Genomic DNA, 12664 nt, shown 5'->3' on the forward strand with positions numbered 1-12664 from the left:
CTATTTGCTGCAAGCGAAGGATCCGATGCTGAGACTTCCAACCTGGATTGCGCTCGTCTCGCTGGTCATTGGCCTCCTCCCAACACTCATTGAAAAGCTGTTCTAACAGAAGGAGCATCAAGATCGTGAAATACGAGGCTTGGACTTGGAAGGCCATCGAGGGGCGGATTATCGAGATGGCCGACACATTGCGGATGACGCCGTCTGTCAGTGGCCCGGCGAACTTCGTCTCGCTCAATCGGCACGGTTTCACAGCAGGTCATGGCCCCCAAGCCACCGCCGCAACCGTCGCCTGATGAGCAGATCAAGCTTCAGACGACACAGGTCAAGGCGCAGGCCGAGCAGAAAAAGGCTCAGCTCAGCGTCGTGCAGGCCGGTCTTGAACACCAACAGGCCATGACCGAGATGCAACGCCAGCAGCAAATGGCCGATCAGCAGCATGCGCAGGAAATGCAGCGCACCGCCATCCAGCATCAGCAAGCCATGGAACATGGCCGCACAGCAGCCAGGGGAGCCGCAGCAATGAAGCAGCGTTATTGTCGCGTCTGTGGTGGCTGGCACGAGCTTGATGCATGAAGGCAGACGCCGCACAGGCGCGCGCCGACGAGATCGAGCGCCAGGACACCGCGAACAACGCTGCCAAGGCCACAGAGGCCCAACGCATCGCTGCGATGCAGGCAGACAACCAATCCCTACAAGATCAAATCAAGGAACTCAGGAATGAGGCTCATCAAGATCCCGATGCTGGTAAGCCTGCTCTTCGTGCTCCCAGCGTGCAGCGCGTCAACAAGGTACGTTAACCCGCCGCCAGCGCCCCGATTGGCCCAGCCGGATTCGGCGTTGATCAAAGATTGCGATCGGCCGGTCGATATCGGCGATAAAGCCCTGACGCAGGAGCAGACGGAAGGCTTCTGGATCGATGACCGCAAGGCACTTATTGAATGCCGGCGCAGCAAGACCGCTTTGCGGGACTTCTACGCCGATCGCGACAGCCGACTGGTGAAGCCCCAATGAGCCAGCGCGTCCTCTTCACTCTCTTCCTGCTCCTGGCCGGCACGCTTGTATGCGCGATCACCGCCGGCCTGATGTCTATTCCCCACTGAAAGAAACGAGATGACGACTATGGACCCGACAGCACTTCCCGCCAATCGTTTCAATGAGCTGCCCTCCGAAACACAGGAATTCCTCTCTCAGCTTCGGGAGGATGATATCGAATTGCTGAAGGACGGGCTCGAGCTTGTGCGCTCGACGAAGACCGTGGGGCGCTTCATGCGTTGGGTTATTCTTGGCTTCCTTGCCATCATGGTCGGCGCTGTGTCGTTCTATGAAAACGTGCTGAAAATCATAGCCTGGATACATCCGCAAAAGTGATGTGCGGCCACGCCGATGATGTCAGAAGATGGAAGCTGATGGGGCTCGCCGCGCTTGGCATGATCGGCATTGCCGGCATGGCGCTCGGGGTATCATTTGCCGACTCTTTAAAACGACTCGCGCTGGTGATCATTGGCAAGTAGCGACGGCAGGTTCCTGCTCTGAGGGGAGCATTTGGAAGGGTGGATTAGGTTCAAATGAAATGATCCTGAACCGTCCCGGCCGCCGTCACTCGTGCTCTCTGTAAAAAAAAGGCGCCCGTAGGCGCCCCAAAGCAGGATTAACAAGCATGACGCCATTCGCCGTTTACGTCTTCAAATATGATTTGTTCGTCAGATGCATCGTCCATGGAATCAATAGACTCTAGTAACTCCCGCACAGAGCCCGTCTTTCGAATGTGTTCCTCATACAAAAGACGGAGGAGTCTATCCGCAGGCCCAGTAAGCCTATTTTCCCCTTTTTCATAACGTGCAACTTGCTGGACGTTGCAGCCAAAAAAGCGGGCCAGCTCAGACTGCGTAAGATCCATTTGATGCCGCAGGAAACGGATTTCTTTCCCGGATAGCGCCTTTCGGAACTTAGTCAGGTGCAGCCCAATTTGCTTATGCAGCTTATCCAGATTTCGTATGGAGACCCCTTCACCGTAGGGTGTCTTATGTACTTCATAGCCGCTTGCCAGATAAATATCATCCAACCCACAGCCAATGTATTTGATTATGTCTTTATTCGTTTCTCCATGGTGCCGCCATATGGTTGTTTTGTTGGTCATTTTACGTCTTCCCACTCGACCGTCATCAAGAACAGTCGCCCGTTATTCAGGATTATTGTCACGACACCAGCTTGGCGGCGTCCGCGAATCTCCTTAACAATTTTGCATTTCCACTCATCATTTTCAGTCCTCTCAGGGGTTGCATTCACGTAGCCGGTTCGAAGAATGTCCAGCACTTGGACATCAGGTATTCCCCGCTCGTCCATCCGCTCCAAAACGTGATTGCCAAAGATTACATTTGCTGAATCGGCAGCTGCCATGTGTATTCTGGTCTCGGCAACCCGTGGCGTGAGGCGAAAGCTGGAGACGGATTTGGACGTATCTTCTTGCTTCATAACGCCTATCATATCGATAGGTTCCTGCCTGTCAATATGATAGGTAATCGTTAATGGTCAATGAAAGAAATATTAAAATTCTGTTACTTTTATTAAGTGTTTGGCATCACTTCTTTTTATCGATGCCTCAGTTTTCCGTAAGCGTGGTGTAACGGCAGCCAATCTGCTAGCCAGATCCTGTTTCTCTGATTGATCCCGCCGCTTCAGGCGTTGAGCTCAAAGCTCGACGACAGGCAGGGCAGGGCAGGGCAAGCCAGACAACACGATTTTCCGAACGCCGATCATCCGGCCACGCGCGACCGTCACACTAACTGCAAGGCAACGCGAAGCGGCTCTTTGTAAAGTTGGGTTGCCAACAAACAAGGATGGTTGCTTTTCTGCCACTTCCACTACCGCCGTAGTTGAGACTATTTTCATAGCGTAAAATATTGGGGAACAACCATGAATCGAAAAATTCTTGCGGCCATCGTGCTGCTACCGCTAGCCGCATGCGCCAAGCGTCCTGATGCCATCGTGCCGACGGATATTCCAATGGCTGCTTATAGCAACCTCAATTGTCCCGAGCTGACAACCGAGCTCCTGAAAGAACAAAATAATCTCGCGTCGCTCTCAAAGCAGCAGAACAGTGCAGCGACAGGCGACGCCGTCGGCGTTTTCCTCATCGGCGTGCCGGCGTCCAGTCTGACAGGTGGTGACAAAGAAGGCGTGATTTCGGTGTCGAAGGGCAAGGTACTCGCAATCCAGAACACGATGAAGGCAAAGGGTTGCAAGTGACACGCAGCAGGGCGGCCGTAACGCCGCTCTCGTCCTCTCGATCTTGGAGAAGGCCCGGATACCCTGTTTACCATGCAGGAGCCCTCGACGTAATCGGATTCGGTGGCATGGCGCTTGCGGTATCCTTTGCAGGTGCGCTCAAACGGATTGCCGCAATCCTCCTTGGAAGATGGTCTTTCCCCCTCGCGACTAAAACATCTTTCCGCCCGATGCGGTCATCCTGCTACGGAACGGTTCAGTTCCATTTCAGGGAAGCGCCGCTTTTATCCGGCCTGACACCAGAAGGGCCATAAGGACGGACGACGTATGGAGGGCTTGGCCAAGAAAACCATCGTGAAGTCGTTCAACAAGCTCCCGAATTGGCATCTTGTGTACCGTCAGCCCCTCTTCGCCGACCTCAAGCTGCTGCGTTCCAATTGGAGTTACGTTGCTCGCAAGGAACGTATGGAGTCGGTTGGTATGCGAGGCAGGGTTAGGGAAAAGGGTCGTGACGAGTTCGATTTTTTCGGCGCGGTAGCCGGTCTCTTCCTCAAGCTCCCGGCCAGCGGCTGAACACGGGTCAGGATCATTAGGGTCGATGCCACCGCCGGGAATCTCCCAGAATGCCTGGCCCGCAGCATGTCGATATTGCCTTGTCAGCAATACTTGTTCGTCGGGCGTGATCGCTACAACATTGATCCAATCCGAATATGTAAGGACGTAATACGGACTGATTTCCTGACCATTCGGCGTGACGCATTGATCAGCGCGAAGATCAATCCAGCGATCTTTCACCAGCGATTTTGATGCGACAGTTTTCCAGCCTTCCTGCATAACATCCCTCACGCTACTGTTTTTCCGACTATCGCATCGGCAGATCGACAAATAAATACCTGAGGGGTTGCCTCGGGTTCCGGCGTCATAGGATCTTATCAAGCTGCATGCGGGTGGCAAATTGAAACAGCCCTGCCTCGGGGCGTTGAGGCAGAGCTGCAAAGGCCCATTGAAAGGACCTCCCTGTGCGAACCTCGGTTTTGGGGCGCGAGTATTCGCACAACCCAACCTTACCGCTGCTCGCTTACACTGACCTGAAAGACCAGTGGGTACCGGACTGGTATGGTCCTGCGGTATATGCGGATGGCGAAGGCGGCTTAATCAGCAACAGAGTGAGATACCTAATATGTTTCCCAAAACTATTGGATTGAGCCCTTGTGAGACTGGCTGGGTGCAATTCCAAGTACCACCAGCAAGACTTCTGAAAGCCGCCGGGACGCCTCGACTGGCAGGCCAAACGTCACTTCCATTCCACCAGGCATACGAAATGAAAACAGAACTGAAGCCTTGTCAGGACTTGGATTTATCTCCCACCATTCCACAGGCAAGACCTTCTTTAGGGTCTTATCTCCCGTGCGTTGGCGGGCGCTTTGACCAAGCACGCTAACCAACGCTGCTAGAAGCTGCTCGCCATTATCCGGAGAAAACTCTATCTCGGTGACCTCTCCGACTTCATCAACTCCGACGAGCTTAATATTAGAAGCATCTTCGTTAACTACGGCGCCTGTTAGCGTGAGCTTTAAAGCCATCGTATCCTCGCGGGTGTGCGTCACTAAGATATAATCATGGGGAATCGCGCGAATGTCGATGGCGAGAATTCGCCTATGGGTTACAGAAAGCCAAATTTGCGGCTGTCAGCTTAATGACGACTGTGTTGCAATATGAGTTGATCGTAACGGTGGATGATTAGTTCGATCTCACTTCGAAGACTATTTCGCTGAGCAGGGGAAAGCGTAGCGTCGGGAAAGACTGGATCCCGGTCCATTAGATTTACTTGATCTTGAAGTGCGTCCTTGGAGCGTTTCCAGTCCTGGACAAGATCGGCAATGCTTCCCGTCATATGGCTTCCTCGTGAAGGTCCCTGGATCAAAATCATCCAAGAGTGGCACCTGTTAGAAAATCCGAAAGCCTAAACGCCGTCGCGATTGGACAGATTCCGCGGCATCGCTTTAGAACCTTATCGGCCCGTTCATCGGCCGAAGTCGGCCCCTTTCGAAGGAAAAGCGAATGTCAGAACTTGATGATCTTCTTAGGCAAAAAGCTGAGCTCGAGGCGAGAATTCAGGAAGTCATGGTGGGTGAAGTTGACAGACTGAAATTTGAATTCGCAGAACTTGCGTACAAACTCAGAGAATTGGGCGCGCTTCCTAATGCCGTCATTGACGCTTTCACCGACAAGGCCGGGACTTTCAATACCTACCGGACGATGAAAGTGAAGAAGGCCTAGCGGATTGGACAGTTGACGCTCGCATATTTCGCAAAACAGGCAGCGGCGGCCCAGCGAATGAGAGCCAGGATGGAGCGGTCGGGCTTTACGCCCGGCGGCCATCGGCTCTGGACACCACTCGAAGACGAACTCTGCCGTCTTCTTCATTCCGATCAGTTTGCGCTGCGGCATATGTTGCCGCACCGCTCCCCTTCTGCAATCCAGGCTCGCTGTCGGAAACTGGGATTTGCTCGAAAGCGGCACGAGTGGGGGCCTTTGAAGAAGCAGAAGCTTCGAAAAATGTATCCTGAAGCGACCCATGAAGAACTGTATGCCGCATTCCCAGGCGTAGAGCTGGTCAACATACGGGCTGCCGCCAACCGGTATAAATACTATCGGAAAAAGAAGCCTTATAAGAGAACTGGCATCGTGGCGAATGACCAACTCCGCTCCTATTGCTACGATTCAAATATGGTGATGAGAGAGCTTGATGAAGCGAGCAAAACTGGACGCTACTTTCAGACACGCGGCTACCGGACCAAATACCCCAACTTCAAGGCCATCCATAAGGCGGCAGGGGCACTCGGAGGTGTTTTAAGGTTTCATCCATTTGAGGAGGCATTGGACGATTAGCGTTACGTGGTGCAGGAGGCCCTTTCCGCTAGCAACGTTCGCGCAGAACATGTCGCGTTCCGCATCGCGCGGTTCCGCCATGGTTCCGCAGGGCAATGCCAATTTATATTGGTGGGTGATCGTCAGGTTATCTGATTGATAATATTAGAAAAAATGGTGCCGCTTGCAGGACTCGAACCTGCGACCCCATCATTACGAATGATGTGCTCTACCACCTGAGCTAAAGCGGCATTCAAGGGGCGTTCGGTTCGGCCCCGCGATTTGCATGGCGCTGATACAGTCAATGCGATCAGATTTCAAGCGCTCAAATTGCCGATTGGCAAAAAATGCGGACGGCCTGTGAAAAGCCGGCCGCATTCGTGATGATCTCAGAGTGCCAGTCGGATGCGTGCCTGGCGATATTCGGCCTCCAGCCGGTCGACGAGTGCTGCCACCGGTTCGACGGCCTTGACCGCGCCGATGCCCTGGCCGGAGCCCCAGATGTCCTTCCAGGCCTTGGCGCCGGTCGTTGCCGTTTCGAAATCCATTTTCGAGGGATCGGCCTCGGGCAGGTTGTCGGGATCCATGCCGGCGGCGAGGATCGAGGGCTTGAGATAATTGCCGTGTATGCCGGTGAAGAAGTTGGAATAGACGATGTCGGCGGCGGCACTTTCGACGATTGCCTGCTTGTAGGCGTCCGCCGCGCGGGCCTCTTCGGTGGCGATGAAGGGCGAGCCGATATAGGCCATGTCAGCGCCCATCGCCTGCGCCGCCAGGATCGCGCCGCCATTGGCGATGGCGCCGGCAAGCAGCAGCGGCCCGTCGAACCATTCGCGGATTTCCTGGACGAGCGCGAAGGGCGAGAGCTGACCGGCATGGCCGCCGGCGCCGGTCGCCACCGCGATCAGCCCGTCCGCACCCTTGCGGATCGCCGAATTGGCATGGCGGTTGTTGATGATGTCATGCAGCACGACGCCGCCATAGGAATGCACGGCCGCATTGACCTCCGGCACCGCGCCAAGCGACGAGATGACGATCGGCACCTTGTATTTCACGCAGAGCATCAGATCGTGCTCCAGCCGCTTGTTGGACGTGTGGACGATCTGGTTGACTGCGAAAGGCGCAGATGGCCGCTCCGGATGGGCGGCGTCATGGGCGGCGAGATCCTCGGTGATCATCGCCAGCCATTCGTCGAGCTGGCTTTCCGGCCGCGCATTCAGCGCCGGAAACGCGCCGACGACGCCGGCCTTGCATTGCGCCAGCGTCAGCGCCGGATGCGAGATGATGAAGAGGGGTGAGGCCACGACCGGCAGCCGCAGGCGCTCGGTCAGGATTGCAGGAAGAGCCATGAACATCATCCATCTTTGACGTTTACGAAAACGTCAAACAGATAACAGATGTCCGGTTGGAGGGAAAGATGCCGGGAGGCAGTGGGCAATAGTTTCCCCTCTACTGCCTACCGCCACCCCATTTGTGTCGTCTTTGCCATTTATCCCCGCCGGAGTGTCCGCGGGTGATTTGCGGAGACTTGCACATTGCCAAGCGGGGCGTTACCGATTCTGGTTAGCCAATGGTAAAGAGAATGGTCGTCTTGCCAGTAGAGTATGCGGGCGTATCGCGAGTGAGAGTAAAGGACCGGATGTGAGCGGACTAGAAGCGGCTATCAGAAACGCCTTGGAGCGATCCGATCGCGCCAATCCGGAAACTCGGGCCCGTGTCTATCAGTCGGCGCGACAGGCGCTGGAAGCCGGGCTTCGCAAGCAGGATATTACTGACATCAACGTCATTTCGGCTCAGCGCCAGCGCCTGGAGGAGACGATCCGGGCGATCGAGAGCGAGGAGCGCGCCCACCCGCCGCAGACGCCGGCGCCGATCGAGCCGGAAGCACCCCACATCCCCTCAGTGACGTCGCCGCAGCATGCCCAGCAACAGCCGATGCAGCAGGAGCCTGCGATGAGCGTGCGTGGCGACACGCGCGATCATCATCCGGTTGCCGCGCCGGCCCCCGTTGCCGCTGAACCCCGCGCGCCCGAAGGCGATTTTGGTGACATGGGTGCAGGCCCGGCCGATCATCTCGGCGCCGACAGCGATGCGCGGCAGGCAGCACCCGCGCCAGCGACAACACGGTCGATGAATTTCAAGCCGGAGCGCGCCGCCGTTCGCCGCAAGCCGCGCAAGTTCTTCTCGCGCCTGCTGGTCTTCTGCATCCTGCTCGCCTGCCTCGGCGTCGGCGCCTGGTGGGTCAAGACCTCGGGCGTCTTCATGACGGCGGCGCAGCGCGATACCAGCGTCCGCAATCCGCCGGCACATGTCGATTCCCAGGATTTCGACGGCAGCAGCAATGACGAGGACGCGTCCAGCGACGATGACAATAGCGGCCCCGTCAATCCGGGCCTGGCGGTGATCGATCCGCAGAACAGCTTCTCCGAGGAGTGGATCGAGATCCTGAAGCCGACCGACGCGGCGAAAGTCGTCAGCGGCGCGCAGGCCAAGGCTGAGAACGTCTCGGAAAATGAAGGCCCGGCAGTGCGGCTGACCTCCGCGAGCAATGGCTCGGACGGTGATGTCACCGTCGAGGTGCCGGCCAGCGTGTTGCAGCAATTGGCCGGCAAGTCGTCGACCGTCGCGCTGACGCTGCAATCGACCTCCGACACGCCGACGCAGATCACCGTCGAATGCGACTTCGGCTCGCTCGGCAATTGCGGACGTCATCGCTTCAACGTCACCCGGCAGAAGACCGATGCTCTGTTCCAGGTTCGTTACGACCGGTCGCTGGCGCCCACGGCATCAGGCCATCTGATCATCAACAGCGATCTCGACGGCAAGGCGCGCGGCGTCAACGTCTACGCGATCCGAGTCCTTCCGGGACAATAAGTGCCGCGATCCTCTATTTGAGGACCTGCGCGCCAGAGCCGAGGATCTTGCCGTCGATCTCGCCGATCGCCTTTGCGTCCTTGCCGTCATAGTCGAGCGTCAGCAGGATATAACGGATGAGGTTGAGGCGGGCGCGGCGCTTGTCGTTGGCGCGGATGACCGTCCAGGGCGCATAGTCCGTATGCGTGTCCTTCAGCATGCGGTCGCGCTTTTCGCTGTAGTCTTTCCATTTCGTCAGGGCGGCGATGTCCATGGAGGAAAGCTTCCAGACCGCGCGCGGGTCGTGGCGCCGGTCGTGAAAGCGCTTGAGCTGCATTTCCCGGCCGATATCGAGATAGAATTTGAAGAACAGGATGCCGTCCTGAACGATCAGCCTCTCCATCCGCGGTGCCTGCTTCAGGAACTGCTCGTATTGCTTCGGCGTGCAGAAGCCCATAACCGGCTCTACCCCGGCACGGTTGTACCAGGAGCGGTCGAAGAGGACGAACTCGCCCGCCGTCGGGAACTGGGCGACATAGCGCTGGAAATACCATTGGCCCGCCTCGCGGTCGGTCGGTTTGGTCAGCGCCACGACGCGCGCAAGGCGAGGGTTCATATGCGCCGAGGTCGCCGCGATCGAGCCACCCTTGCCGGCAGCGTCGCGCCCCTCGAACAGCGCCATCACCCGCTTGCCGGTCGACTGTAGCCAGAATTGCACCTTGATGAGCTCTATCTGCAGCTTCTCAAGCTCTTCCAGATACTCTTCGTCCTTCAGCTTCTTCTTGTAGGGATAGCCGTCGGAGCCAAGCGCCTCGTCTTCGATCCAGGCTGGCAGGACGGGGTCGTCGACGTCGAAGATGCGCATCTTGCCGTGGACGTCCAATTCCACCGCGCGGCTTTCCACTTCCTCTGCCATGCGTTCCGCTCCTCCGCAATTGACATCGCCTGAGCCGTACTTGCCGGCACGGCAAAAAACCTCATGGGCAAGGTGGGGCATTTATCCAGCCTTTTCAAGCCTTTTGCCGATGGCCTCCTTCGCCGGCTACATTTATTATCGTAAGCTGCCGGCTTCTGTGGATAGAGCCGTAAACTTCTGTCATGAATCCCCGCTAAGACGCAGAGTCTTGGTTTCCATGATGGCAGGCAAAGGGACAGGCGCACTTGCAAGACGAATGGTCATTCCTCAGAAAGCTGGCGGCGCGGCTGCGGCAGGAGGCCGCCATCCTGATTTTGGCGACGCTGATCGCTATTCTGGCACTCATCGAGGGCATCAACACCGCCGTCGTCTTTTGGATCTGGATGATTGCCGTGATCGTGGCGTTGACCCGCGCGCCGCTGATCGAGAAGATTGAGCCGCAATCGCCTGCCGGGCCGGCGCCGACCGATCCGGATGCCCTGCTGAGCATGGTCTCCGCCGGTCTTTCCGCGCTCGACATGCCGGTGCTGATCGTCGACCGCGAGGCCTCCGTCGTGGCGCAGAATTCCGCCGCCGATAAGGCGTTCGGCGCCTTTCCGCTCAACGCCCATATCTCCGCCAAGCTGCGCTCCCCCGGCGTGCTCGACATGGTGCGCGAGACGATCGCTACCAATGCGCCGAACCAGATCGAACATTCCGAGCGGCTGCCGTCCGAACGCGTCTATATCGTCCGCATCGCCCCGATCGACCTGCCGGAGACCGAGATCGAGCCGGGCACGTTCTTCGTGTTGTCCTTCCGCGATATTTCGGAGCTTCGCCATATTGACCGCATGCGCTCCGACTTCGTCGCCAATGCCAGCCACGAGCTGCGCACGCCGCTCGCTTCGCTTCGCGGTTTCATCGAGACCATCCAGGGTCCGGCCAAGGCGGATCTGAAGGCGCAGCAGCGCTTCCTCGGCATCATGTTCGACCAGACGACGCGTATGAGCCGGCTGGTCGACGATCTCCTGTCTTTGTCGCGGCTGGAGCTGAAATCCCATATCGCGCCGGACCAGAAGGTTGATCTCGTGCCCTTGCTCGGCCATGTCCGCGATGCGCTGCTGCCGCTCGCCGGCGATCTCGACGTCACCATCAACCTGCATCTGCCGCCCGGCAAGGTGGAGGTGCTGGGCGATCGCGACGAGCTGGTGCAGGTCTTCGAAAACTTGATCGAGAACGCCTGCAAATACGGTCAGGAAGGCAAGGTGGTCGAGGTCTCGCTCTTGAACGAGCCGGGCCAGGCCGTCGAGGTCATCGTCTCCGACAGGGGGCCGGGCATTCCGGCCGAACATGTGCCGCGCCTGACCGAGCGCTTCTATCGCGTCAATGTCGAGGACAGCCGCTCGAAAAAAGGCACCGGTCTCGGGCTTGCCATCGTCAAGCACATTCTGACCCGTCATCGTGCGCGGCTGATCGTCAAGTCCGAAGTCGGAAAAGGAACGGACTTTACCGTCCGCTTCTGAAAGCCTCTGTGAACCGACAATTTTGACCGCAGTATAACCTATAAATTTCAAGGGATTATACTGTCATAATTGTTTCACTCGCCTGACATAAAAGGGCGGTGCTTTGACAGCTAAAAAAGAGATGCTGAAACAGGCGGACGTTCCGTTCGCCGTCGCGCTCTTCAAAGTCCGTCAGGGAGGATTCACCATGAATGCGTTGAAATTGTCTATCGCAGCGTTGGTTGCTTCGGTCGCCTTCGCCGGGGCCGCCATGGCCCGCGATCAGATTCAGATTTCCGGTTCTTCCACGGTGTTCCCCTATGCCAAGATCGTTGCCGAGACCTTCGGCGAGACCTTTACGAACTACAAGACGCCCGTCGTCGAATCCGGCGGTTCCGGCGCCGGCCTGAAGGAGTTCTGCAAGGGCGTCGGTCCCGACTCCATCGACATTGCCAATTCCTCGCGCCCGATCAAGGGCAGCGAGGTCGACGCCTGCAAGGCGGCGGGCGTCGCCGATATCCAGCAGGTCAAGATCGGTTACGACGGTATCGTCTTCGCTTACGATAAGAGCAATCCCGACATCAGATTCGTGCCGACCGACCTCTACAAGGCGCTCGCCGCCGAAGTCGTCGTCAACGGCAAGCTGGTTGCCAATCCCTATAAGAAGTGGTCCGAGATCAATCCGGCCCTGCCGGATTTCGAGATCGCCGCATATATTCCGGGCGAAAAGCACGGCACACGCGAGGTCTTTGAAGAAAAGGTGCTCGCCGCCGGCTGTAAGGACTCCGGGGCGCTCGATGTCATCAAGGCGGCGGTGCCGGATGCCGGCAAGCAGGCTGAAAAATGCATCGCGGTGCGCAAGGATGGCGCCGCGGTCGATATCGATGGCGACTATCCTGAGACGCTCGCCCGCATCAATGCCAACAAGCATGGCGTCGGCGTCTTCGGCCTCTATTTCTATCAGAATAATGCCGACAAGCTGAAGGTCGCGACCGTTGGTGGCATCGTGCCGTCGGGTCAGACCATTGCCGACGGCACCTATCCAGTGTCGCGGCCGCTGTTCTTCTACGTCAAGAAGGCGCATCTCGGCGTCATTCCAGGCCTGAAGGAATATGTCGACTTCTTCACCAGCGATCAGATGATCGGACCGGACAGCCCCTTGGCCGAATATGGCCTGGTGCCGGCGCCGGATGCCGAGCGCGACCAGATCCGCAAGGACGTCGCGGACGGGAAGATCATGTGATCGCATAAGAGACTGCCCGCCGGCGCGGTCACTCGCGCCGGCGTTTGTCGGGAAATAGGCCGGGAAATGGGC

The 12664-nt window shown here is 57.5% G+C and carries 19 protein-coding genes and 1 tRNA gene; 13 read left to right on the plus strand and 7 right to left on the minus strand.

Annotated elements, in window-relative coordinates:
* The first annotated feature begins 125 nt into the window (after positions 1–125).
* From PMI03_RS31785 to PMI03_RS31150, 6 genes are all read left to right on the plus strand, one after another.
* On the plus strand, positions 126–296 hold the full coding sequence (locus tag PMI03_RS31785; protein ID WP_007695539.1) for a hypothetical protein: 171 nt from the start codon (positions 126–128) through the stop codon (positions 294–296).
* On the plus strand, positions 262–576 hold the full coding sequence (locus PMI03_RS31145; protein ID WP_309574407.1) for a hypothetical protein: 315 nt from the start codon (positions 262–264) through the stop codon (positions 574–576). Before PMI03_RS31785 ends, PMI03_RS31145 begins: the two co-directional genes overlap by 35 nt.
* A complete protein-coding gene (locus PMI03_RS31790; RefSeq protein ID WP_174043626.1) occupies positions 573–800 on the plus strand; it encodes a hypothetical protein in 228 nt (75 codons plus the stop codon). The genes PMI03_RS31145 and PMI03_RS31790 overlap by 4 nt, the downstream gene beginning before the upstream one ends.
* A gap of 19 nt (positions 801–819) precedes the next feature.
* Entirely contained in the window at positions 820–1014 is a 195-nt protein-coding gene (locus PMI03_RS17085) for an anaerobic dehydrogenase (RefSeq protein ID WP_234907694.1), read from the plus strand.
* 99 nt (positions 1015–1113) lie between these two features.
* Positions 1114–1371: a hypothetical protein gene (locus tag PMI03_RS17090; protein WP_374191900.1), complete on the plus strand. Its 258-nt coding sequence runs from the start codon at positions 1114–1116 to the stop codon at positions 1369–1371.
* The gene (locus PMI03_RS31150; protein ID WP_007695544.1) at positions 1371–1514 is read left to right on the plus strand and encodes a DUF1515 family protein; all 144 of its coding nucleotides are present in this window, start codon (positions 1371–1373) and stop codon (positions 1512–1514) included. The genes PMI03_RS17090 and PMI03_RS31150 overlap by 1 nt, the downstream gene beginning before the upstream one ends.
* A gap of 137 nt (positions 1515–1651) precedes the next feature.
* Here PMI03_RS31150 and PMI03_RS17095 read toward each other — a convergent pair whose 3' ends face one another.
* Together PMI03_RS17095 and PMI03_RS17100 are read right to left on the minus strand one after the other, a co-directional pair.
* Positions 1652–2140 (minus strand): DNA-binding transcriptional regulator, encoded by a 489-nt coding sequence (locus PMI03_RS17095; protein WP_007695546.1) that lies wholly within the window; start codon positions 2138–2140, stop codon positions 1652–1654.
* On the minus strand, positions 2137–2475 hold the full coding sequence (locus tag PMI03_RS17100) for a DUF4258 domain-containing protein (RefSeq protein WP_174043649.1): 339 nt from the start codon (positions 2473–2475) through the stop codon (positions 2137–2139). Before PMI03_RS17100 ends, PMI03_RS17095 begins: the two co-directional genes overlap by 4 nt.
* 441 nt (positions 2476–2916) lie before the next feature.
* Between PMI03_RS17100 and PMI03_RS17105 the strand changes: the two genes are divergently transcribed.
* Both PMI03_RS17105 and PMI03_RS31795 read left to right on the plus strand, forming a co-directional pair.
* On the plus strand, positions 2917–3249 hold the full coding sequence (locus tag PMI03_RS17105; protein ID WP_007695550.1) for a hypothetical protein: 333 nt from the start codon (positions 2917–2919) through the stop codon (positions 3247–3249).
* A complete protein-coding gene (locus tag PMI03_RS31795; protein WP_269156201.1) occupies positions 3246–3542 on the plus strand; it encodes a DUF1515 family protein in 297 nt (98 codons plus the stop codon). The genes PMI03_RS17105 and PMI03_RS31795 overlap by 4 nt, the downstream gene beginning before the upstream one ends.
* On the opposite strand, the gene PMI03_RS17110 is transcribed toward PMI03_RS31795, so the two are convergent.
* Together PMI03_RS17110 and PMI03_RS17115 are read right to left on the minus strand one after the other, a co-directional pair.
* Positions 3496–4062: an NUDIX hydrolase gene (locus PMI03_RS17110; RefSeq protein WP_039974243.1), complete on the minus strand. Its 567-nt coding sequence runs from the start codon at positions 4060–4062 to the stop codon at positions 3496–3498. The two genes, PMI03_RS31795 and PMI03_RS17110, sit on opposite strands and share 47 nt — an antisense overlap.
* 359 nt (positions 4063–4421) lie before the next feature.
* Positions 4422–4811 (minus strand): hypothetical protein, encoded by a 390-nt coding sequence (locus PMI03_RS17115; protein WP_007695552.1) that lies wholly within the window; start codon positions 4809–4811, stop codon positions 4422–4424.
* Between the two features lie 478 nt (positions 4812–5289).
* Here PMI03_RS17115 and PMI03_RS17120 point away from each other — a divergent pair, with 478 nt between their 5' ends.
* On the plus strand, positions 5290–5508 hold the full coding sequence (locus PMI03_RS17120) for a hypothetical protein (protein WP_007695553.1): 219 nt from the start codon (positions 5290–5292) through the stop codon (positions 5506–5508).
* Positions 5509–5520: 12 nt separating this feature from the next.
* Positions 5521–6120, plus strand: a complete 600-nt coding sequence (locus tag PMI03_RS17125; protein ID WP_039974245.1) for a hypothetical protein — start codon at positions 5521–5523, stop codon at positions 6118–6120.
* A gap of 154 nt (positions 6121–6274) precedes the next feature.
* Here the strand turns inward: PMI03_RS17125 and PMI03_RS17130 are convergent.
* Both PMI03_RS17130 and PMI03_RS17135 read right to left on the minus strand, forming a co-directional pair.
* Positions 6275–6350: transfer RNA gene (locus PMI03_RS17130), tRNA-Thr, on the minus strand.
* 138 nt (positions 6351–6488) lie between these two features.
* Entirely contained in the window at positions 6489–7448 is a 960-nt protein-coding gene (locus PMI03_RS17135) for a nitronate monooxygenase family protein (RefSeq protein WP_007695555.1), read from the minus strand.
* Between the two features lie 292 nt (positions 7449–7740).
* Here PMI03_RS17135 and PMI03_RS17140 point away from each other — a divergent pair, with 292 nt between their 5' ends.
* Positions 7741–8973, plus strand: coding sequence for a hypothetical protein (locus tag PMI03_RS17140; protein ID WP_007695556.1), 1233 nt, complete (start codon positions 7741–7743; stop codon positions 8971–8973).
* Positions 8974–8986: 13 nt separating this feature from the next.
* Here PMI03_RS17140 and ppk2 read toward each other — a convergent pair whose 3' ends face one another.
* Positions 8987–9868: a polyphosphate kinase 2 gene (gene ppk2 / locus PMI03_RS17145; RefSeq protein ID WP_007695557.1), complete on the minus strand. Its 882-nt coding sequence runs from the start codon at positions 9866–9868 to the stop codon at positions 8987–8989.
* A 245-nt stretch (positions 9869–10113) separates the two neighbouring features.
* Between ppk2 and phoR the strand changes: the two genes are divergently transcribed.
* Both phoR and PMI03_RS17155 read left to right on the plus strand, forming a co-directional pair.
* Positions 10114–11370, plus strand: a complete 1257-nt coding sequence (gene phoR, locus PMI03_RS17150; protein ID WP_007695558.1) for a phosphate regulon sensor histidine kinase PhoR — start codon at positions 10114–10116, stop codon at positions 11368–11370.
* 187 nt (positions 11371–11557) lie between these two features.
* Positions 11558–12592 (plus strand): substrate-binding domain-containing protein, encoded by a 1035-nt coding sequence (locus tag PMI03_RS17155; RefSeq protein ID WP_007695560.1) that lies wholly within the window; start codon positions 11558–11560, stop codon positions 12590–12592.
* The last annotated feature ends 72 nt before the right edge of the window (positions 12593–12664 follow it).

The sequence above is a fragment of the Rhizobium sp. AP16 genome (assembly GCF_000281735.1).
Classification (GTDB): domain Bacteria; phylum Pseudomonadota; class Alphaproteobacteria; order Rhizobiales; family Rhizobiaceae; genus Rhizobium; species Rhizobium rhizogenes.

Bases quoted from the DNA above. Each gene is read 5' to 3' on its own strand.
- PMI03_RS31145 (WP_309574407.1), top strand. From the start codon at position 262: ATGGCCCCCAAGCCACCGCCGCAACCGTCGCCTGATGAGCAGATCAAG.
- PMI03_RS17090 (WP_374191900.1), top strand. From the start codon at position 1,114: ATGACGACTATGGACCCGACAGCACTTCCCGCCAATCGTTTCAATGAG.
- PMI03_RS17100 (WP_174043649.1), bottom strand. From the start codon at position 2,475: ATGAAGCAAGAAGATACGTCCAAATCCGTCTCCAGCTTTCGCCTCACG.
- PMI03_RS17120 (WP_007695553.1), top strand. From the start codon at position 5,290: ATGTCAGAACTTGATGATCTTCTTAGGCAAAAAGCTGAGCTCGAGGCG.
- PMI03_RS31790 (WP_174043626.1), top strand. From the start codon at position 573: ATGAAGGCAGACGCCGCACAGGCGCGCGCCGACGAGATCGAGCGCCAG.
- PMI03_RS17135 (WP_007695555.1), bottom strand. From the start codon at position 7,448: ATGGCTCTTCCTGCAATCCTGACCGAGCGCCTGCGGCTGCCGGTCGTG.
- PMI03_RS31150 (WP_007695544.1), top strand. From the start codon at position 1,371: ATGTGCGGCCACGCCGATGATGTCAGAAGATGGAAGCTGATGGGGCTC.
- ppk2 (WP_007695557.1), bottom strand. From the start codon at position 9,868: ATGGCAGAGGAAGTGGAAAGCCGCGCGGTGGAATTGGACGTCCACGGC.
- PMI03_RS17115 (WP_007695552.1), bottom strand. From the start codon at position 4,811: ATGGCTTTAAAGCTCACGCTAACAGGCGCCGTAGTTAACGAAGATGCT.
- PMI03_RS17110 (WP_039974243.1), bottom strand. From the start codon at position 4,062: ATGCAGGAAGGCTGGAAAACTGTCGCATCAAAATCGCTGGTGAAAGAT.
- PMI03_RS17105 (WP_007695550.1), top strand. From the start codon at position 2,917: ATGAATCGAAAAATTCTTGCGGCCATCGTGCTGCTACCGCTAGCCGCA.
- PMI03_RS17155 (WP_007695560.1), top strand. From the start codon at position 11,558: ATGAATGCGTTGAAATTGTCTATCGCAGCGTTGGTTGCTTCGGTCGCC.
- PMI03_RS17095 (WP_007695546.1), bottom strand. From the start codon at position 2,140: ATGACCAACAAAACAACCATATGGCGGCACCATGGAGAAACGAATAAA.